Source organism: Pseudomonas sp. KH_046_1, from assembly GCF_057839025.1.
On record NZ_CM174481.1, the window covers coordinates 283,785 to 303,775 of the forward strand.

At 55.3% G+C, this 19,991-nt stretch carries 21 protein-coding genes and 1 tRNA gene; 12 read left to right on the forward strand and 10 right to left on the reverse strand.

The features are described 5' to 3' along the window. Positions 1-253: 253 nt before the first annotated feature. The 11 genes from AC3IT9_RS01260 (at position 254) to AC3IT9_RS01310 (ending at position 8,644) form a co-directional block, all read left to right on the forward strand. Positions 254-1,540: an OprD family porin gene (locus tag AC3IT9_RS01260; protein WP_489271749.1), complete on the forward strand. Its 1,287-nt coding sequence runs from the start codon at positions 254-256 to the stop codon at positions 1,538-1,540. A 247-nt stretch (positions 1,541-1,787) separates the two neighbouring features. Further along, entirely contained in the window at positions 1,788-2,105 is a 318-nt protein-coding gene (locus tag AC3IT9_RS01265) for a hypothetical protein (RefSeq protein ID WP_046040827.1), read from the forward strand. Next, the gene (locus AC3IT9_RS01270) at positions 2,095-2,379 is read left to right on the forward strand and encodes a helix-turn-helix domain-containing protein (protein ID WP_008003166.1); all 285 of its coding nucleotides are present in this window, start codon (positions 2,095-2,097) and stop codon (positions 2,377-2,379) included. The genes AC3IT9_RS01265 and AC3IT9_RS01270 overlap by 11 nt, the downstream gene beginning before the upstream one ends. Before the next feature lie 219 nt (positions 2,380-2,598). Further along, positions 2,599-2,820 (forward strand): tautomerase family protein, encoded by a 222-nt coding sequence (locus AC3IT9_RS01275; RefSeq protein WP_008046542.1) that lies wholly within the window; start codon positions 2,599-2,601, stop codon positions 2,818-2,820. Then, positions 2,817-3,473 (forward strand): DsbA family oxidoreductase, encoded by a 657-nt coding sequence (locus tag AC3IT9_RS01280; RefSeq protein ID WP_489271751.1) that lies wholly within the window; start codon positions 2,817-2,819, stop codon positions 3,471-3,473. The genes AC3IT9_RS01275 and AC3IT9_RS01280 overlap by 4 nt, the downstream gene beginning before the upstream one ends. Before the next feature lie 43 nt (positions 3,474-3,516). Further along, complete coding sequence (locus tag AC3IT9_RS01285) at positions 3,517-4,227, forward strand: SDR family NAD(P)-dependent oxidoreductase (RefSeq protein ID WP_489271753.1); 711 nt, start codon at positions 3,517-3,519, stop codon at positions 4,225-4,227. A 569-nt stretch (positions 4,228-4,796) separates the two neighbouring features. Next, positions 4,797-5,483: a hypothetical protein gene (locus tag AC3IT9_RS01290; protein ID WP_489271754.1), complete on the forward strand. Its 687-nt coding sequence runs from the start codon at positions 4,797-4,799 to the stop codon at positions 5,481-5,483. A gap of 307 nt (positions 5,484-5,790) precedes the next feature. Beyond that, positions 5,791-6,366: a hypothetical protein gene (locus AC3IT9_RS01295; RefSeq protein ID WP_489271756.1), complete on the forward strand. Its 576-nt coding sequence runs from the start codon at positions 5,791-5,793 to the stop codon at positions 6,364-6,366. A gap of 220 nt (positions 6,367-6,586) precedes the next feature. After that, complete coding sequence (locus AC3IT9_RS01300) at positions 6,587-7,468, forward strand: ParA family protein (RefSeq protein WP_489271757.1); 882 nt, start codon at positions 6,587-6,589, stop codon at positions 7,466-7,468. Beyond that, complete coding sequence (locus AC3IT9_RS01305) at positions 7,468-7,971, forward strand: hypothetical protein (protein ID WP_489271759.1); 504 nt, start codon at positions 7,468-7,470, stop codon at positions 7,969-7,971. Before AC3IT9_RS01300 ends, AC3IT9_RS01305 begins: the two co-directional genes overlap by 1 nt. Next, entirely contained in the window at positions 7,949-8,644 is a 696-nt protein-coding gene (locus tag AC3IT9_RS01310) for a hypothetical protein (protein ID WP_489271761.1), read from the forward strand. The genes AC3IT9_RS01305 and AC3IT9_RS01310 overlap by 23 nt, the downstream gene beginning before the upstream one ends. A gap of 150 nt (positions 8,645-8,794) precedes the next feature. On the opposite strand, the gene AC3IT9_RS01315 is transcribed toward AC3IT9_RS01310, so the two are convergent. The 10 genes from AC3IT9_RS01315 to AC3IT9_RS01360 form a co-directional block, all read right to left on the reverse strand. After that, a complete protein-coding gene (locus tag AC3IT9_RS01315) occupies positions 8,795-9,070 on the reverse strand; it encodes a hypothetical protein (protein ID WP_489271763.1) in 276 nt (91 codons plus the stop codon). Next, the gene (locus AC3IT9_RS01320) at positions 9,067-10,047 is read right to left on the reverse strand and encodes an integrase domain-containing protein (protein ID WP_489271764.1); all 981 of its coding nucleotides are present in this window, start codon (positions 10,045-10,047) and stop codon (positions 9,067-9,069) included. Before AC3IT9_RS01320 ends, AC3IT9_RS01315 begins: the two co-directional genes overlap by 4 nt. Before the next feature lie 905 nt (positions 10,048-10,952). Continuing rightward, entirely contained in the window at positions 10,953-12,281 is a 1,329-nt protein-coding gene (locus tag AC3IT9_RS01325; RefSeq protein ID WP_489271766.1) for a tyrosine-type recombinase/integrase, read from the reverse strand. Between the two features lie 165 nt (positions 12,282-12,446). Further along, a tRNA-Thr gene (locus AC3IT9_RS01330) sits at positions 12,447-12,522 on the reverse strand. Between the two features lie 78 nt (positions 12,523-12,600). Next, positions 12,601-13,425 carry an FkbM family methyltransferase gene (locus AC3IT9_RS01335; RefSeq protein ID WP_353741870.1) on the reverse strand — a complete coding sequence of 275 codons (825 nt, stop codon included), beginning with the start codon at positions 13,423-13,425 and terminating at the stop codon, positions 12,601-12,603. Positions 13,426-13,768: 343 nt separating this feature from the next. Then, positions 13,769-14,998 carry a methyltransferase gene (locus AC3IT9_RS01340; protein WP_150755624.1) on the reverse strand — a complete coding sequence of 410 codons (1,230 nt, stop codon included), beginning with the start codon at positions 14,996-14,998 and terminating at the stop codon, positions 13,769-13,771. Next, a complete protein-coding gene (locus AC3IT9_RS01345) occupies positions 14,979-15,668 on the reverse strand; it encodes an ABC transporter permease (RefSeq protein WP_008046525.1) in 690 nt (229 codons plus the stop codon). Before AC3IT9_RS01345 ends, AC3IT9_RS01340 begins: the two co-directional genes overlap by 20 nt. Continuing rightward, positions 15,665-16,360: an ABC transporter permease gene (locus AC3IT9_RS01350; RefSeq protein WP_057712425.1), complete on the reverse strand. Its 696-nt coding sequence runs from the start codon at positions 16,358-16,360 to the stop codon at positions 15,665-15,667. Before AC3IT9_RS01350 ends, AC3IT9_RS01345 begins: the two co-directional genes overlap by 4 nt. 72 nt (positions 16,361-16,432) lie before the next feature. Continuing rightward, positions 16,433-17,182: an ABC transporter substrate-binding protein gene (locus tag AC3IT9_RS01355; RefSeq protein ID WP_046040845.1), complete on the reverse strand. Its 750-nt coding sequence runs from the start codon at positions 17,180-17,182 to the stop codon at positions 16,433-16,435. Positions 17,183-17,195: 13 nt separating this feature from the next. Then, positions 17,196-17,969, reverse strand: coding sequence for an ABC transporter ATP-binding protein (locus tag AC3IT9_RS01360; protein ID WP_007972784.1), 774 nt, complete (start codon positions 17,967-17,969; stop codon positions 17,196-17,198). Positions 17,970-18,533: 564 nt separating this feature from the next. On the opposite strand from AC3IT9_RS01360, the gene gabP reads away from it, so the two are divergent. Beyond that, on the forward strand, positions 18,534-19,925 hold the full coding sequence (gabP, locus tag AC3IT9_RS01365; RefSeq protein ID WP_150755625.1) for a GABA permease: 1,392 nt from the start codon (positions 18,534-18,536) through the stop codon (positions 19,923-19,925). Positions 19,926-19,991 lie beyond the last annotated feature (66 nt).

Sequence of the window (19,991 nt, forward strand, 5' to 3'; positions counted from 1 at the left end):
GCCGCGTAAAGCAATTTCTTAGACGATTTTCGCTTGTTTTTAGACGATTCATGAAATTGACACATCGTTGAGGGCGCGGCTACGATTCGGCCCAACGCCTGTGGCCGACCGCCACGATCAAAAATTATAAGAAGGCCCGCCGCGAGAAATCGTGGGCGGGCCTTTTTGTTTTTGTCATGAAATAAGAGCGCGATAGCGCCGTTTCGGCCGTTCAACACAGCGCGTATCAACCGGAATTAAGGAAAAGAACAAAATGTTGAACAAGCGAATCAGCCTGATCGCTCTGGGGATGTTGAGTGCGACACAGGCCATGGCGAACGACCAGGCCGAATCCAAGGGTTTTGTTGAAGACAGCAGCCTCAAAGTGCTGCTGCGCAACGCCTATATGAACCGTGACTTCAAAGACGGCAACCCGGATAAATCCGAGTGGGGCCAGGCCGCCATCGGCACGTTCTCGTCCGGCTTCACCCAAGGCACCGTGGGTGTGGGTGTGGATGCTTTCGGGCTGTACGCACTGAACCTGGAGCGCAGCGAAGACCGTAGCGGCGCGCAAGGCATCGATTTCTTCAAAAAGGGCGACAGCGGCCAGCCCGCGGACGACCTGTCCAAGGGCGGCGCAGCAATCAAGTTCCGCCTGTCCAGCACCACCCTGACCTACGGCGACCAGATGCCGGCCCTGCCGGTGCTGAACTACGACAACTCGCGCCTGCTGCCGGAAAGCTACACCGGCACCTTGATTACCTCCAAAGAGATCAACGGCCTGCAACTGGACGCGGGTCGCTTCACCGCCGAATCGCGCAAAAGCGCCGAAGGCCATGACAGCGGTGGCTTGAAGTCGATCAACGTATTGGGCGGTAGCTACCAGTTCACCGAGCAATTCAAGGCCGCGCTGTACGCTTCCGACGTCGAAGACGTGCTGAAGAAACAATACGTGAACGCCAACTACGTGTTCCCGATCGACAAGGATCAGTCCCTGACTCTGGACTTCAACGGCTACCGCACCAAGCTGGAAGATTCCTACGTCCGCGAAAACGGTATCACCGGCGACGACAACAAGATCTGGAGCCTGGCGGCCACCTTCATCACCGGCCCGCACTCGTTCACCCTCGCGCACCAGCGCAGCACCGGCGACAGCAACCTGGGCTACGCCTACGGCGGCTACCAGAAAGACCAGGGTCGCATCGGCGACGGCGGCAACACCATCTACCTGGCGAACTCCTACTGGTCCGACTTCAACGCCGAAGACGAACGCAGCTGGCAACTGGGCTACGGCCTGGACTTCAGCACCTTCGGTGTACCGGGCCTGAGCTACAACGTGGCCTACGTGCGCGGTGACAACATCACCACGTCCACCAGCGAAGGCGGCACCGAGCGCGAGATCTTCAACCAGATCAAATACGTCGTGCAAAGCGGCCCGGCCAAAGACCTCAGCGTGAAACTGCGCAGCTCGGTCCTGCGCGTGTCGCAGAAGTCGAGCGAATACAACGTCAGCGGCAACGAAGTGCGTGTGTTTGTGGATTACCCGATCAACGTCTTTTGATGATGGGTTGTGGTTTCGAGGCCTGATGCAAGGCTGAGAAAAAAGAAGAAGTCCCGACTGGTTCGGGGCTTTTTTTGCTTTTGATGTACTCATGTCGCCGAAACTCGATTTCGGTAACACGTCTTTCGAACGTGTCGTCCGCGGCGACATGTTCGGAAGACGTGTCGCAAAAAGTGGAAAATTGCGACACGTCTTAGCACTTCAAATCGATTGCTCGAATATACGGCAATGCCGTATAGTCGGGTCCATGTTCACGATTATCGAAACCGAAATTTTCAAGCGTTATGCTGAATCCATCTGGGACGATGGCGAACGTCATGAATTCATTACCTGGCTGGCGGCTAATCCGTTGGCTGGCGACGTGGTTCCTGGCAGCGGTGGTCTACGCAAGGTTCGTTGGTCCCGAAGCGGGATGGGCAAACGAGGCGGTACCCGTGTCATTTACTACAACACGCTTTCTGAAGGCTCAATCTGGTTGTTAATCGCCTACACCAAGGCGAAGTTCGACAATTTACCCGCAGCCTTCCTCAAGCAACTGAAGGAGGAAATCAGCAATGGTCAATGAACTGGAGCAATTCCAGCAGGACTTGCTGGACTCTGTGCGTCAAATGAAAGCAGGCAAAGCCGCTCGTGTGACTGAGGTGCCGTTGTCTGCGGCAGCTGAAGCGCGGGCAAAAGTCGGTGTATCTCAAAGTGCATTCGCCAAGCTGATTGGAGTCAGTTTGCGAACGTTGCAGGATTGGGAGCAGGGGCGGCGGCAACCGACGGGAGCGGCGCAGACACTATTGCGTGTGGCGAGTCAGCATCCTGAGGCATTGCGTGACCTTCAAGCGATTTAGCTAAGAAGGCAAACTCCATTCTCAACACATCGCCGAAATTGAGAAAGTCGGCAGGTTTCTCGATGGGCGCCAGTACTTTGCATGCTTTCTCTTTAATTCATTACGCCACGTAACGAATGAAGTTCCCGCCCCCACCTTTATCCCCTCCCGCCAACCCCATACATTCAGCTCCAACGCCTCTCCCATCATTCCGACGGGAAGGTCACTGGAGTTTCCCTCATGCCTTTCGTAACCGTACGCATCACCCGCGATGGCGTTACCACTGAGCAGAAAGCTCAGGTGATTGCCGAGATCACTGAAACACTGGAGCGCGTCCTCAACAAACGCCCTGACCTGACCCACATCGTGATCGAGGAAGTCGATACCGATAACTGGGGTTACGCCGGCATCACCACCACCCAGTACCGCAAGCAGCTGGCCGAGGCGGAGGGGCAGTCATGACGTCCTCCGTCACCATCGATTTCATTTCCGATGTGGTGTGCCCCTGGTGCGCACTGGGGGCGACGGCGCTGGAGCAAGCGATCGAGAACGTGGCCGGGGACGTCTCGGTCGAGCTGACCTACAAGCCGTTCGAGTTGAACCCGGATATGCCGGCCGAAGGTGAGCAAGCGGTCGAGCACTTGATGCGCAAGTACGGGAGAACGGCCGACGACGTCGCCGCCGGCAAGGCCATGCAAATCGCTCGCGGCGAGGCCATTGGCTTCAAGTTCGATCTGGAGAAGCGCACGCACTTCTACAACACCTTCGATGCGCACCGTTTGTTGCTGTGGGCGTTGCAGGAAGGCCGGCAGGTCGAGCTGAAGAAGGTGCTGCTACAGGCTTACTTCAGCGAAGGCCAGAACCCGAGTGATCACTCGACGCTGGTGCGTCTGGCGACTGAAGCGGGGCTGGATGCGACAGGGGCGAGAGAGGTGCTGGCGTCCGACGCATTCGCCAGCGAAGTGCGTGAACTTGAAATGTATTACCGCCAGCACGGCATCAACTCGGTCCCGGCCTTGGTGCTGAACGGTCGCCACCTGGTGTCCGGTTCGCAATCGGTCGAGTACTACGAACAGATGTTGCGACAAATGGCGAACGCCCCGGCCGAAGCCTGATTACAGATTTCTACCCCACTTTTTATTGTCAGAGGTCTTCATCATGAGCATTTCGAAAAAAGTCATCGTAATCACCGGCGCATCCCAAGGTCTCGGCGACGGTATGGTCAAAGCCTTTCGTGAACTCGGTTACCGGATCGTCGCCACTTCGCGTTCGATCAAACCGTCCACCGATCCGGACATTCTCACCGTGGCCGGTGACATCGGCGAGCCGGAAACCGCCCAGCGCGTCATCCGTGAAGCGATGTCCCGTTTCGGTCGCATCGACACCTTGGTCAACAACGCCGGGATCTTCATCGCCAAGCCGTTCACCGAGTACACCGCAGAAGACTACGCCAATGTGTTGTCGGTGAACGTCAATGGCTTCTTCTACATCACCCAACTCGCCATCGCCGAGATGGAAAAACAGGGCCGCGGCCACGTCGTCAACATCACCACCAGCCTGGTGGACCACGCCATCGACGGCGTGCCATCGGTGCTGGCTTCGCTGACCAAGGGCGGCCTCAACGCGGCAACCAAATCCCTGGCCATCGAATACGCCAAGCGCGGGATTCGGGTGAACGCAGTCAGCCCCGGCATCATCAAGACCCCGATGCACGGCGAAGAAACCCATGCCGCGCTGGGCAATCTGCACCCGGTCGGGCACATGGGTGAGATCGATGATATTGCGCAGGCGGTCGTGTATCTGGATGGCGCCAAGTTCGTTACCGGCGAAATCCTGCACGTGGACGGTGGTCAGAGCGCGGGACACTAAAAGCGCTTTTTCAAACCCCGGAAACAACAAAGCCCCTGCATTTCTGCAGGGGCTTTGTTTTGTATGGTGCCGGCACCAGACGAACGGTATGTTTCGGCGAGAGTAGGTTTTTCGGGCATCTGGAGTTCGCTGGAAAATTCGGCGTACCCCAACTAGTAACTATAAACAAATCAGCTAGTTATGGCGTTCGGTGGAATCGAACGCGGGATTTTTTAGATGTCAGCACGTTGTCGGTCTGCAAGTAATTCAGAGCCGCATACGGAATGGTAAACCTCCCGAATTCGAACGTTGTTGATCATCCCCTCCGTCGAGAATAGGTAGGAATCCGCCAAAAGCTGCCGTGGCGACAGGCAGCAGACGGCCAATAGCTGACGCTCAAATGTGTCCATAGAAACTGGGAGGATTCGCATCCTATCTTTATGGATGGCGCTAAACTGCGGCAATAGGTAGATTGTGGACACACTGCTTACGACTCCGTAATCTGAGCAAGAGATTACCGTAGCGCTTCGGAGGCTCCAATAGCGCGACTTAAGCCTGGATCTACTGAATTCTACATAAGGGAAATGAGTATGGCCGTCGGTCTAGATGAAGCTGAAAAACAAATTCTCGGTGCACTTTTAGCTGATTTTTCCGAGCGCACGCTAAACGCTGATGATTTGAGTCGGGGATATGAAGGTCCTCAAGTATCTGCTCTCACTGCCGCCATATGTGTTGGTGGGGATATTACAAAGGTCGACTTTGACATTGCCTTTTCGGATCTTGAAAAGAAAAAGCTGATTAGAACAGGTCCATATGCAGTTTTTGAGAATAACCCTAACAGCAGCGTGGTACTGATTGGTGGATACAGCAAGCGAGAATATGCAGGGTTGACTGCGCTGGGATACAAAACTTCCAGGCTTTCTCCCAATCGACCAAGCAGTGTTCAGCGATTCATTAATAATGTGCACATTTCCGGTGGGCAGTTTTCTAACTTACAACTTGCCGCAGGCAATAACGTTGCGCAAAGGATGGACTCCACCTCCGGTGCTGATGGTGACATTTTAATGAAACTGATAGCCATACTTGAAAGCCAGGGGCAGTCGATTTCTTTGGATGAACGCAAAGACTTGACCTTGGCCATCGAGTCGGCGAACGAAGGTGATGGGAAGGAGGCTAAGAGCTTACTTGAAAAAGTATGCGGACCTGCATGGAGTTCAGTTCAGCCCGTTATCTGGCCTATTTTCGGCGAACTTCTTAAGAAAAGCTTAGGCCTATAATCAAGCTGAAAATTTATCATTCCTGACCGGAGAACCCTTTAGTTTTCATTTCTGTCGACTGACCGCCTTTGGCCGAAAGCGCCAGTCATTAAAATCCGCTATCGGCCAACAGGACACATTCGGCGGAGCCACAATATTGGGGGCGATTTAGCAAACCAAGTCGTGGACGTTAGGCTTCGCTCACTGCTAGGTCTAAAGTGCTAGCAAATAAAATAAGGGGCGCATTTTGCGAAAGGCTTACGCGGCAATAATTTTAGCGTGCATCGTTTACTTCATTGGCGGATGGATTGCCACCAGATTCGGAGTCGTGACCAGAGACGACTACTTTGCATACGCAGGTATCGTAGGCGGGCTTGCATCGGTTGCAGGGCTCCTGGCCCTTACGCGTCCTGCAATTACTCAGTCGGACCTCAAAAGTGTTGAAATTGAAACACTGAAATCGATGGTGGCGACTGCCGAGCAGCTTGATAAACTTCAGTCTGCACGCGCCCAAACCGTACAAGAGATCGACGAATTAGCCATCAAAAAGAAAGCGATGGAACTCCTTGTCAAAAAAGCTAGCCTTGCGCTGTTCTTAAAGGAGCAGTATTCGCACCACGAACGCCAGGTACTTGAGGAGCTAGCAAAAAACGATAATTTGCGAAACGCATTATCAAATGCATCAGAAAGTGCTGAGAAGATTCGAGCATTGGACGAGGAAATTTCTATCGACCCAAATGTGAGCCAGCTTCGCGAGATTATCAGAACGGCGTCTCGTCGTGAGCCGACTTTTGAAGAAATGCTCGAGAGCCTACCAACACTGCCGAGAATGATGTTCATAGTTATCAACTCTATCAATCGAAGCATTGCCGAAGCAGTTCGCATCCTTGGTAAGAGCCTCTAGATACCGTTTTGAGCTAGAGGTTCTGTCTCGACAGACTTAAGTCAACTAATCGTAGCCAGTGGCGGTAAGCTGAAATCGGCCAGTCTATGCGTTTCACGATAGGAAGAGCGGGCTCGCAGCCGCCGGTTGGAATGGCAGAATCGGTGTCATTGCTACAACTGTAGCATCGTGCTCTACTCAGAAGCTCAATTTTGAAATCTTGGACTGGAGAAAGCAGCGAATGGATTCAAAAAGAAAAAAGGAAAGCGCACGTGTCGTCTCTGTATTGAATATGAAAGGCGGAGTAGGAAAAACCACAATTAGCGCACATCTTTTCCGTCACATGCTTACATTCAACAAATCTGTTTTGTTAATAGATTTTGATCCGCAGTTCAACTTAACGCAAACGTTGATGACGCAGAGGGAATATAAAAAATTTAGAGAGGAGGACAAAACCATTTTTTCGGTAATGGAACCACCCTCCGCTTCATCGCTGTTCAGCGTAACAAAAAACATGGGGCCACCCCCTCTAGCAAATGATATTGAGAAACAATTGAGGTGGTGGGTTAAAGATCAAAAAACAGCATTGGGGTTGGTTGCTGGCGACTTTAGGATGACTAAGTATACGCTTGTAGACAATCCTAAGATACTGCAGCCAGCCCAGAAACGTTTTCTCGAATTTGTCGAACAAGCAAAAGAGCATTACGATCTAATATGTATAGACTGTAATCCAAGCAGCTCTTTTATGACGCTCTGTGCGTTGATAGCATCTACTCACTTGCTGATTCCAGTTCGGCCCGATAGATATTCCATGCTAGGGCTAGAAATGCTAGATGAATTTGTCGCTGGGGTGCCGTCCATTGTGTCCAAACCAAAACAAATCGTATTAATAAATAGCGGCCCAGGAAACTCTATTGATCCAAGCTTTGAAAGTACATTAAGGGCAAATTCAAAGTTTGGGCCAGTCACGCTACCTACAGCATTTAGATTCTCAAGTCTGCTTGGTGCTAAAGAAGGTAAGGTGGGTTCTGCAACTGACAAAAAAGCTCCTTATGTGAATACCTTAAAAGCAAATTTTGACCAAATCATTACAGAACTAAAGGGGCCGCTAGGGTGGCATTGATGAAAAGTGATCTGCAAAGCTTTTATCTACTTATGGCGGGCGCAGGACTCACGCCTGACAGGGTTGAGGAATTGATTTGGGAGATTAGTAAAAAATCCCCTCAAAAAATAGCTATTGAATACGAGAAACAACTTAAACAATGGGGAGTCCCGGGAAGTGGTTCCGGAACCTATTACAGAAAAAAACAGGCACCCACCCACGATATGAAAATGGATGCGCAATCCAAGGCAATAAATCTGATAATGAGCGGGTCAGACTTAACTGTTAAGGAAAGCCTTGAAATGGTTAACCAAATCTTGATGGAAACTTTTCCTGATAGAAATTTTAGTGCCCCTAATCCTAAAGCAGGAATAGCATCGTGGGTCCGATCATTAAGTAGAAAACTAACAGAATCAGAGCTGTTGCATGTCGCGACAAAATTCAGAAACCAATCAGCTCATTTCAATTCTGATCAACAAGATTGGGTGTTAAAGGAAAAAAATGCCAGTAGCCAAACAGATTGACGATTTATTAGCGAGCGTTCAGAAATTTTCAGCAGATCATGGGGTCCCAATCGTTAAGGGCGTTGACGGAAACTCTAAGCTCTTCATTGCTTGGATTGCGTATCTTAATAACCTTAAGACGGGAACAGCTGACGAGTTGTTGGATGGAGCAGTTTCCTCTCTTCGGGAGTCTGCTGCATGTGCTGCGCTTGGATTAATAAGACCGGCACTTCTAGCAATGAGAACCGAAATTGATCTTATTTTTGGTTGGCTTTATTTTAAAGATCATCCGGTAGAGTGGGAATACGTCAACTCAAGAAGCGACGGATTCAAACTAAAAAAAGAAATTTTGGATTATCTTCTAAAACACTATGAGTCATTCGGGTCCAGATTTGGCACATTAAAAGATATTAAAACTCGGGTCGAACAAGACCCCTATCGGATATTATCAGCGCATATACACTCTCAAAGTTTGAGCACCATGCCTCTAGTTAACATATTGGCAGATGTGGTAGATCCGAAAAATGTGGCCATGGAAATCATTAAGATCTCATACGAAGTAGATGAATTTATTAGTGATATACTTTTTTCTGTATTCGGTGAGAATTGGACTCAAATACCTAAGCTGCTTCTGTCATCATTAGATAGTAGGTTCAAAACCCCAAATCAAAAAAAGGTATTTTTCAGCCCTTAAAGCAGAGTGGCATCGTAATAATTACCCGTCACTCTTATGGCGGCTTAATAATCGGTCGGTTTCCCGACAATTTATTGATGAAGCTTTTGTTCGCTTTATGCCTTAGCGCCATGCAGGACGGTCTGCTTTTGGCCGTTTTCTGACCTTCGTTTAGCGGTTGAACTGCCAGGGTTTTCCTAAACGATGAGTGAGTAATTGCATGGTCAGCAAATAGTAATAGCGTGTCGATTCAGCGTGCTGGTTTAGGTGGTGATTCAAAAACCACGCAAGGTGTTTTCTCTGCCAAGTCCATGGATTGTCGCGTTGCCAGCGCTCAGCGATCGCTGTTTGGATAGCCTTCGCCTGACGTAGGTGGCGTTGGCGCGTGGTATGCGACCCGGTCAGGACGCCCGCCAGGAACAGATCCATATCGAATGCCGTGCTCATGCTCGACCACCAATGTAAGCGGCCACCACGACGATACGGTTGTGCCCCAGCTCATAGCTGATTTGTACTCGGGCATCCTGATCTAGGCGTCGGTCGAGTTGATAGCAATGACCACCGTTGATGGGGGCGGGATGGTGGGTGATTTGCTCATAGCGTTCGCACGCATAGGCTGCCCGCAATTCGTGGAAGCCTTTGAGGTTGTGCTTATGGAGGATGTCCCGTGCGGGGCGGACGATTCCCTGCAAGAAATCGAGGTAGCGTTCGTTCGGTGCAAGCAGGTTGCGGCTATCGTCGGGCGAGACCTTTTCGGCAAACCTCAGTGCGTCACGAATATGACCATCTACCGTAATCCAACGAGGTGCTGACGCGCCTGAACGGCCACCTTTGGTGCCGTCCTGGATGTTGATCTTGCCGAATTGCTTGGCTTCACGTTTTAGACGGGGAAGGTCGGCCAAAATCGCCTCGCGCAAGCGCATACCGGTGACTCGCGCTAACTGAGCGATGGCCGCGGCGCGCGGCTGCTGGTGTTCGCAAAGCACCTCTACGATCCGCTTCAACTGTTCGCGGTCTTGGCCTTGCGGCACTGAATGACGAACACTGGTGCGCCGCATTCCCAGCGCCTTACTCGGGCTCGGCACTTTCACATATTGATCACCGCGAAGCGCAGCCATGGTCCGATTCACACTGGACAACCGGTTTTGCGCAGTGGCGATGGCTAGCTCACCTTGTTCAACTTGTTGACGCAGATGTTTGGCGTAGTCCAGCAAGGTCTGCCAATTAATCTGCCGCGCATCGTTAAACCCTGGCCCATCCTGCGAGCGACACCAGCGCACAAACGCCTGCCAGCGCTCACTGTGTGCTTTGACGGTGCCGTAATGCCCGCCGCCAAACAGATCTTTCAATGCCTGTGGCCCGGCATAACTCAGTTGCCGTCCATAGCCAAAATTGCGTCCATCCCGTCGACCCACCAGTGCCATGATCAAATTCCTCTCGAAGCCAAAACGTTGAAGCTTTTCCCCACGTCATCCCGCCAAGAATGTTGAGTGTTATCAGGGATCAAGGCCCCTGCGACCTGTGAGGGTTGTCCACTTACGCGGGACTGGCGGCTCCTTACGGCCGGGAGCTTGGGCATCTCATGATCTGGTCTCCTGAACACTTCCGAAGAAGTGGGCGGGTGGAGGCTACGCTGGCTGACGAGACCGGCGCCGCGAGATCCTGAGTCGGGTGAAGGCAGCTATGCGATGACCGGGGCATACCTGACTGTCAGTCAGGTGCAGTCCATTCCCTGGGCTGCGGCACCATCATCTGCATCGCTGTTGCTGGTGACTTCGGTGTTTGTCGCGCCGATTGTCACGAGGGGGAATGCCGCAAAGCCTGGTACGAGGTGGGCTGCAGCAGTGGTAGGAGCGCCCGTCTCTTTCCGGGAGAAAGAGACGGGCGCAGGTTGGCGCAAGGAAATGGCCACGCGGATAGGTTGCTGCAGCGCAGCCATGAAAGGGGATGAATTGCCGCAGTGGGCACACTGGTAAAAGTAGGCATCCATCACATCACTGTGACTGTGCGAGCCGCCGGACGCTAATCGCACTTTGGGAGAACCACCACGGTGTGGCGTAGCCTTAAAGGTTCTGGCTACCTGGGTTGCTGTCGACGACAGCGCTTTGCCCGATCTTTTCTACGCCTGTGGATAATTCGGGTCAAGACTCCAATTTTCGGGAGTTCTGCGGCTGTGGATGAAATTATCCACCGGTGGAAATCAGTGGTTTTCCACAGACAGTTGCGTGGGCTTTGGATTTTTTAAGTGAGGTCCATCCAAACAGGGCGGCTTTGCAGCCCTGTTTGGATGGACCCGCGTGGAAGGGCGGACTGCGGTGATCTCATTGGCTTACCCACGTTTGGATGCGCCACGGCTATTTTGTAGGGCGGTAATGTTGTCGCCGACGGGGTGAGCGAATTCGTGAGGCGTTACATGTCCGCTACGGTTGGCATCGATGTAGTTGCTCCACCACGCCATGATCAGCCGGCGCTGCTCCAGAAATTCAGCTTTGTGAATATACGCGGCGCGCACGCGGTTGCGTTCCTTATGGCTCATTTGTCTTTCGATGGCTGCGTCGGTCCATAACCCGGACTCCAGTAGGGCGCTACAGGCCATGGTCCTGAAGCCGTGGCCGCACACGTCCTTGCTGGTGTCATAGCCGACGTTGCGGAGCATGGTGTTCACAGTGTTCTCAGACATAGGCTTCCAGTACTTGTGGTCGCCCGGTAGCACCAACTCTGAAAAGCGACTGAGGCTGCGCAGGCGCTCCAGTATTTCGATGACCTGCGGCGACAGTGGGACCATTTGAATGTCGCCGTTCATCTTGGTCCCTCGTGTGGAGTTGCGTACCCCTTCAATCGGTGCGCGCGTGTCGGGGATTTCCCACATGGCACGTTGGAGGTCGAACTCACTCCATCGAGCGAAGCGCAGTTCGCTGGAGCGGACGAATACATGCAACGTCAATAGGACGGCGAGGCGCGTCAGTTCGCGGCCGTTGTAGTTGTCGATACGGTGCAGCAGTTCGGGTAGGCGACTGAGGGATAGGGCCGGGCGATGGACTGTGCGCGGCGCGTGAAGCGAGCCTGCCAGATCCAGTGCAGGATTCATGGTGATCTGCCGAGCCCTTTTGGCCCCGCGCATGATGGTGGATAAGTAGTTCTGTACCCTTAACGCCACATCCATGGTGCCGCGTTCCTTGATGCGCTGGGTGATCTCTAGCAGGTCATGGGTATCGAGTTCAGCGATGGGTCGTTGACCGATCAGCGGGAAGACGTGGGTACGCAGTCGGCTCATCACGGTTTTTGCGTGTCCTTCGGTCCAGCGACGGGACATGTCGGCGTGCCACTCCAGAGCAACGGTTTCGAAAAGCAGTGCCGCCCGTTGGGCTACGATCTTGGCCTTCTTCTTTTCTTCCATTGGGTCGAGGTTGTCGAGCAGCAACGCCTTGGCTTCGTCTCGCTTACGTCGTGCGACGGAAAGGGTAACGATGGGGTAATTGCCGATGATGAGCGTGCCTTCCTTGACGCTGGGCTTGGTGTACTTCAAGCGCCAGGTCTTCACGCCATTGGGTTTGACGAAAAGGTACATGCCTCCGCCGTCGAACAGTTTGTAGGCGCGTTCGCGGGTTTTGGCCGTGCGGCATTGCAGGTCGCTGAGGGGGATCGCTAGACGTGGCATAGGGGGTACGCGCTCCTGACCGGGAAATCGCAGTACCCCTAACATACCCTCGGGGAAGGGGGATTTTGTTGGATCCCGACGGAGGGTCCTGGAACGAAAAAACCCGCCAAAGGGCGGGTTTTCGGGGCTTCCAGAGCATTCGGTGGAATGCAATGGAGCCTAATGTGGTGCCGGCACCAGGAATCGAACCCGGGACCTACTGATTACAAGTCAGTTGCTCTACCATCTGAGCTATACCGGCGTGTCAGGGCGACGATTATAGCGATTGGTTGGCTTCTGTAAACCCCTGAATTTTGACTATTTTTGTTCGGGCTTCAGGTCAGGCGCGCAGCAGGGTTTTCTTGAGTTTCTGGATGGCTTGCCAGGTTCGACTGTTTTGCATCGCGCGCAGCTGTGCTTCGGCCTGTTCGGCGCGTTGCAGGGCGGCGGCGAGTTGGTGTTCGGCGTCGCTGACGGGGTGGCTGAAGTTGTGGCCTTTGCAGAACTGGAACTCGTCCAGGTTGCACGGCGGGATGTCGAAGGCGGGTTTGAGGTTCAGGTGTTCTTCGGCGAGGTAGTAGGTATTGATGCCGTCGAACAGGATGGATTGGTAGCCGGCGTCGGTGACGAGGCTTTCCCAGGTCTGGTCGCGCTCCCACGGGGTTTCGATGAGGATCACCCACGGCCGCCACTGGGTGAAGTCCATGCCGCGCAGCACGGTCTCTTCGTGGCCTTCGACGTCGATCTTCAGGAAGTGGATAGCGCGGCCCTGGGCGTGTTCTTCGCAGATGGAGGTCAGGGTGCGGGACTTGATCGTTTGGCTGCGCACGTCCATGCCGGCGTCTATGTGCATTTTGGCCATGGCCGGGTCGAGGGTCGAGAGGCCGGTGCCGGCGATGCCGTAGAAGGTCAGGTCGTCAGCACTTTCCCCGGCCGCGCACTGCAGGTTGGTGTCTTTGGGACGTTGCTGGCACAGGGCTTCGTAGTAGTTGGGCATCGGTTCGACGTTGATGCCGGTCCAGCCGTTGTCGTAGAACGCCTTGGTGACGGAGTCATGGGTGGGATGGTTTGCCCCGACGTCGATGTAGAAGCCGTTCTCGACGGTTTTGAGGGCGCGCCACAGGCGGATGTCTTCGAAATTCTGTGCGTAGGAAATGAACGTCACTGGCGCATCCTGTCGGAGAAATGTTCTTGTTTGTGGCCGCGCTGCCGGCGCCCTTGCGTGTGTGTATATCAAGAGTAATGAAAGGGTGCAATTTCCCCTGTCCGCGGTCCGGGATTAGGCATTTATGTCGTTTTGATTAAATGCTTATGCACAATGCCATTGGCAGCGCACTGGGTTTAGGCCGAATTTGTGGATCCGTTCTCATTTGTCCGCAAATACCTGTTTTTTCGATTTTTTATGCAGGTGTATAAAAAATGAACAGTATGGATTTTGCCCTGAAACCGGCGTGGATATTGGATCCACGATAATTCCATCAACAGAGTTATCCACAGGTCGGGTGCGTTTAGGCGCGTTCGGCCAGGAGCAGGAAATTTCGCGGCGTGAGCGGGGTTTCGCAGAAGGTGCCGACGCGGACGCTGTAGCCCTGCTCGGCGAGGAAAAGTGCCCGGTCAAGGACCAGCCAAAGCTCCAGCGGGCGTCGGAAAAGTCCGCGCATTAGTTCAAGGTTGCGCACTTCGGCCAGTCGCTGCCAGCCGGCGGCTTCGAGACTTGGCCAATCCTGCGGGCCGATTGTGGATAACTCTTTGAGTGCGGCCAGGTGATGGCAGTAATCGGCGAAGGGTTTGTCCAGCCAGGCGCTGGGCAGGGAAGGGGTTGGCAGGTACTCGTCCATGCCGCGCAGTTGCCGTTGCAGCAAGTCGAAGCCCAGGCGCCGGGCCATGGAGGTGTCGCGTTGACGTCGCACGCGGGCACCGGCGGTAACGGTTTCGCTCATGGGCAACGCGAGGTCGTCGAGGGAAAGCTGTAGGCCGGAGCCTTTGGCGGCCGAGGAAATCGGCGAATATTGGGCAAGACTGATCCGGTTGTAGCAACACGGCGCAATGGCGAGTTGTTTGCAGCCTGTGGTGCTGGCGAGTTGAATCAGCCGCACATGCAAATCACCGCAGGCATGAAGCGCGACGGGCGTGTGATGCGCACTCAGTAGACAAGCGGCGCCTGCCGCGAGCACATCCTGTTCGATATGCAGTGCATGCAGGTGATGACGCTGGCTGAGTGCCTGGCCGCTGGTTACCAGTGCCGGGTCGTATTCCAGGCACGTCAGTTGTTGCCCCGGTTGCAGCAGGCGGCGGCCCAGATGTCCCTTGCCCGAGCACCAGTCCAGCCAATGCTGCGGTGCTTCGGAAAACTGCAATCGACTGGCGAAGGCTTCGATCTGTTGCCATTTGCGCCCCGGTACATCGACGTTCAATCGATGGCCCGCCACTTCAAGCGCGCGTGCGGGCAATTCATCCACGGCACTCAAGGCAACGGACATCGTTGCCAGTGAAGCAAAGGGTTCCGGTGCATTCAGGAGGGCAGGTTGGTTGTGAGCGTTTTCCGCGTCCTCCAGCGTTCGCTCACGTAGCCATGCAGCCAGCTCCGGGTAGGACGCTTCCCAGGGTAGCTGTAGATGAGTGAACGGCCGAGGTTTCCACAGTGCCTGATGCTCTGTCAGAAAAGCATCCAGCGCGGTGAAACGGGCGAGCAGGGCCTCGCCCGTCAACACGCAATCCTCAACGCCCTTGGCAGGCATCGACGCGCAACCAGCGCTCCAGCAACTTGAAGCCACGCACAAGCACGTAAGCCATTACCAAGTAGAACATGCCCGCGGCGAAGAAGATCTCCACCGGCAGGTAGGTTCGGGCAATGATGGTGCGGGCCATGCCGGTCAGTTCCAGCAGGGTCACGGTGCTGGCCAGGGCGCTGGCCTTGAGCATCAGGATCACTTCGTTGCTGTAGGCCGGCAGGCCGATGCGCGCAGCGCGCGGCAGGATGATGTAGAACAGCGCTTTGGGTCTGGACATGCCCAGCGCCCGTGCCGCTTCGATCTCGCCCGGTGGAATCGCCTGGATGGCGCCGCGCAGGATTTCCGCAATGTAGGCCGCAGTGTGCAGGGTCATGGTCGCCGTGGCGCACCAGAACGGATCGCGCAGGTACGGCCACATCGAACTGTTACGGATCGCGTCGAACTGCGCCAGGCCGTAGTAGACCAGGAACAGCTGAACCAGCAGCGGCGTTCCACGGAAAAAGAAGATGTAGCCGTAGGGAAATGCCCGTACCCACCACAGGCGCGACGAGCGGGCGATGCCCAGAGGAATGGCCAGCAGCAAACCGGCGATCACGGCGATGGCCACCAGTTCCAGGGTCAGGGTTGCGCCCTGGGCCAGTTTCGGCAGCCACTTGATGATGACTTCCCAGTTCATTGGGTGCTCCTCGCAAAGCCGCGAGCGGCACGTTTTTCCAGGAAGTGCATGCCGGTCATCGCCAGCACCGTCAGGCTCAGGTACATGAACGCGGCCACCATATAGAAGGTGAACGGCTGTTTGGAGACGGTCACGCCGATTTGCGCATGACGCATGATTTCTTCCAGGCCGATCACCGACACCAGCGCGGTGTCTTTCATCAGGATCATGAACAGGTTGCCCAGGCCGGGCAGGGCGATGCGCCACATCTGCGGCATGATCAGCTTGGTAAAGATGCGCCACTTCGACAGGCCCAGGGCCACGCCGGCTTCACGATGGCCTTTGGGGATGGCGAGGATCGCGCCACGAAACACTTCGGTGGCGTAGGCGCCGAAGCACAGGCCCAGCGCAATCACGCCAGCGGCGAAGGCGTTGAGTTCAAGGTCGGGGTTGCCGAAGAACTCGCCCAGGGCACGCATCAGGTTGACCGTGCCGAAGTAGATCAACAGCACCCAGAGCAATTCCGGGATGCCGCGAACCAGGGTCGAATAAGTGCCGCCAAGCCATTGCAGCGGCTTGTACGGGGAAGTCTTGGCCAAGGCGCCGAGCAGACCGAGCACCAGCCCCAGGCACAGGGCCGAGAGTGCCAGTTTCACAGTCATCAGCGCGCCAGCGGCGAGCGCCGGGCCGAATCCGTAGAGGTCGATAATCATGGATTTCTTTTCAAATCGCGGCAGGCAAGGCCGAGAACCGGCGCCATCAGGCGCCGGTCAGGCAGGTCAGTATCAATAGATGCTGAACGGGAAGTACTTGTCGTTGATCTTCTTGTAGGTGCCGTCAGCGACGATTTCTTTCAGCGCAGTGTTCAGCTTCTCGCGGATCGGGTCCTTCTTGCGCACGGCAATACCGATCTTGTCGCTTTCCTCCACTGGGTCGCCCTTGAACTCGTAGCTACGGCCAGCGTCGCTTTTCAGCCATTCGTAGTTGACGTACTTGTCGGCCAGGATGCCGTCCAGGCGGCCGGAAGTCAGGTCGAGGTAGGCGTTTTCCTGGGTGTCGTAGAGCTTGATGGTGATGTCGTCACCATAGTGGTCTTCCAGGAAGGTGCCGGCCAGGGTCGCGCGCTGGGCGCCGATGATCTTGCCTTTGAGCGCCGCCTTGTCGGTTTTGAAGTCGATGTCTTTCTTGGCGATGAACTGCAGCTTGTTGGAGTAGTACGGGTCGGTGAAGTCCACCGCTTGCTTGCGCTCGTCGGTGATCGACATCGAGGAGATCAGGAAGTCGAACTTCTTGGCGTTCAGGGCCGGGATGATGCCGTCCCAGTCGGAGGTCACGACGGTGCACTCGACTTTCATCTTGGCGCACAGCGCGTCGCCGATTTCTTTGTCGAAGCCGACGACATTGCCACTGGCATCTTTATTGTTGAACGGCGGGTAAGCCGCCTCGATGCCCATCTTCAGGGTTTCGGCCATGGCACCGGCGCTGAACGCCAGGGTGACGGCGGCAGCCAGGAAGACCTTTTTGTAGTTCTGCATGTGGGTAGCTCCGTTAGCGGTTGCTGGACATGAATTGTTTGCAGCGCGCCGAAAGCGGGTTTTCGAACACCTGCTGTGGCGATCCTTGCTCTTCTACCAGGCCCTGGTGGAGGAACACCACTTCGCTGGAGACCTGACGGGCGAAGCCCATTTCGTGGGTCACGAGCAGCATGGTGCGGCCTTCTTCGGCCAGCGCGCGGATGACATTAAGTACTTCCTGGACCATTTCCGGGTCAAGCGCCGAGGTCGGCTCGTCGAACAGGATGACCTTGGGCTGCATGGCAAGGGTGCGGGCGATGGCCGCCCGTTGTTGCTGGCCGCCGGACAACTGCGCCGGGTAGGCATGGCGCTTGTCGGCGATGCCGACCTTGGCCAGCAGGGCTTCGGCCACTTCGATGGCTTCGGCTTTGCTCTGGCCGAGCACGCGGCGCGGCGCTTCGATGATGTTGTCGAGCACGCTCATGTGCGGCCACAGGTTAAAGTTTTGAAACACAAAGCCGATTTCGCTGCGCAGGCGATTGATCTGTTTGCCGTCGGCGGCCACCAGTTCACCGTTCTTCGCGGCCTTGAGCTTGAGTTCTTCGCCGGCGACCAGGATCTGCCCCTGGTGCGGGTTTTCCAGCAGGTTGATGCACCGCAGGAACGTGGACTTGCCGGAGCCGGAGGAACCCAGGATCGAGATCACATCGCCGTCGCGGGCGGTCAGCGAGATGCCTTTGAGCACTTCCAGCGAACCGTAGCGTTTGTGCAAGTTGCGGATTTCAAGCGCGGGCGTGGCCTCAGCCATGTGCGTTCCTCATATATGTTGCGCTCCTGCTGTTGGCGGCCTTCCTGGCGAGGCGGCCAACCTAGCATAGCGTTTCAATGGCAGCCAACAGCGCTACGGACGGTAAATGGCTGGTGCGTGGCAGGTTGTCGCATCGGCGCAGCAGACTGTCGCCCCATCAACAACCGAACAGCCGTTTGAACCTTGCCTGTCGATAAAAAGCGCGGTGGCTGCCGCAAAAAAAGGCGCGATGTTGCCAGCTTTGCCAGGGTGTTGGAAGCGCTATCCGGCCAAATGCACCGCTTGTGCACTTTTAATGTGCGCGGAGTCATTTTCAGGTGTGTTTCCGGTGCGCTGACTCACCACACAAAGTGGGTCGCAGGGTAACGCTCTGGCAAAGTGCCATTGAATTCAATGGGTTGCGATGACTGTCCGGTCTGGTCGGAATCACCGGGCTAGAAGGATTTGAAATATTTTGGCGCAATTATTGCGTGCAGAATCCAGAACGCCCTGTTGGCTTCTTTTTACGAGAAGGTCCGCCGAACGGGATGCACGCATTCGCTTCTCCTTACAAAGGTAGTTTTAATGAGCAGTACCCAAAGCTCTAATGGCCTCGAACAGGGGCTCAAACCGCGCCACGTGACCATGCTGTCGATTGCCGGGGTTATCGGCGCCGGCTTGTTCGTTGGCTCGGGTCACGCCATCGCCGCTGCAGGTCCGGCTGTTCTGTTGGCTTACGCCGCCGCCGGCATGTTGGTGGTGCTGGTGATGCGCATGCTCGGCGAAATGGCCGTTGCCTCGCCGGACACCGGTTCGTTTTCGACTTACGCCGACCGCGCGATCGGTCACTGGGCCGGTTTCACCATCGGCTGGCTCTACTGGTGGTTCTGGGTGCTGGTGATTCCGCTGGAGGCCAACGCCGCCGCGACCATCCTGCATGCCTGGTTCCCTGGCGTGGACATCTGGGCCTTCGCCCTGGTCATCACGATGCTGCTGACCGTGACCAACCTCTTCAGCGTAAAGAACTACGGTGAGTTCGAGTTCTGGTTCGCCCTGCTCAAGGTTGTGGCAATCATTGGTTTCATTGTTCTCGGCGTCCTGGCGATCTTCGGCTTCCTGCCGAACAGTCAGGTCAGCGGTGTTTCGCACCTGTTCGACACCCAAGGCTTCCTGCCAAACGGCATGGGCGCAGTGTTGGGCGCGATCCTGACCACCATGTTCTCCTTCATGGGCACCGAAATCGTGACCATCGCGGCCGCGGAATCGAAAGATCCGGGCAAGCAAATCTCCAAGGCCACCAACTCGGTGATCTGGCGGATCGGCTTGTTCTACCTCGTATCGATCTTCATAGTTGTGGCCCTGGTGCCATGGAACGACCCGATCCTGGCCAGCGTTGGTTCCTACCAGACTGTGCTTGAACGCATGGGCATCCCGAACGCCAAGATGATCGTCGACATTGTGGTACTGGTTGCTGTGACCAGCTGCCTGAACTCGGCGCTCTACACGTCGTCGCGCATGATGTTTTCCCTGGGCAAGCGCGGCGATGCGCCAGCGATTTCCACGCGCACCAACAAAAGTGGCACGCCTTACTGGGCAGTGATGCTGTCCACTGGCGCCGCGTTCCTGGCAACATTCGCCAACTACGTGGCTCCGGCTGCGGTGTTCGAATTCCTGCTGGCCAGCTCCGGTGCCATCGCACTGCTGGTGTACCTGGTGATTGCGATTTCGCAACTGCGCATGCGTAAGCAGCGTATAGCGCGCGGCGAGAAAATCGCCTTCAGCATGTGGCTGTTCCCGGGCCTGACCTACGCGGTGATCGTCTTCATCGTCGCGGCCCTGACCATCATGCTGTTCCAGGATGCCCATCGCGTGGAAATTCTCGCGACCGGCTTGCTCAGTGCTTTGGTGGTAGCGGCCGGCTTGCTGGTGGCTCGCCGCCGCAAGCTGGAAAAACGTGGCGCGGTAGTGCTGAACTGATCCATACCGTGTAATGCAAAACGGCCGCTGTCAGTGATGACAAGCGGCCGTTTTTGTTTCTGTCGA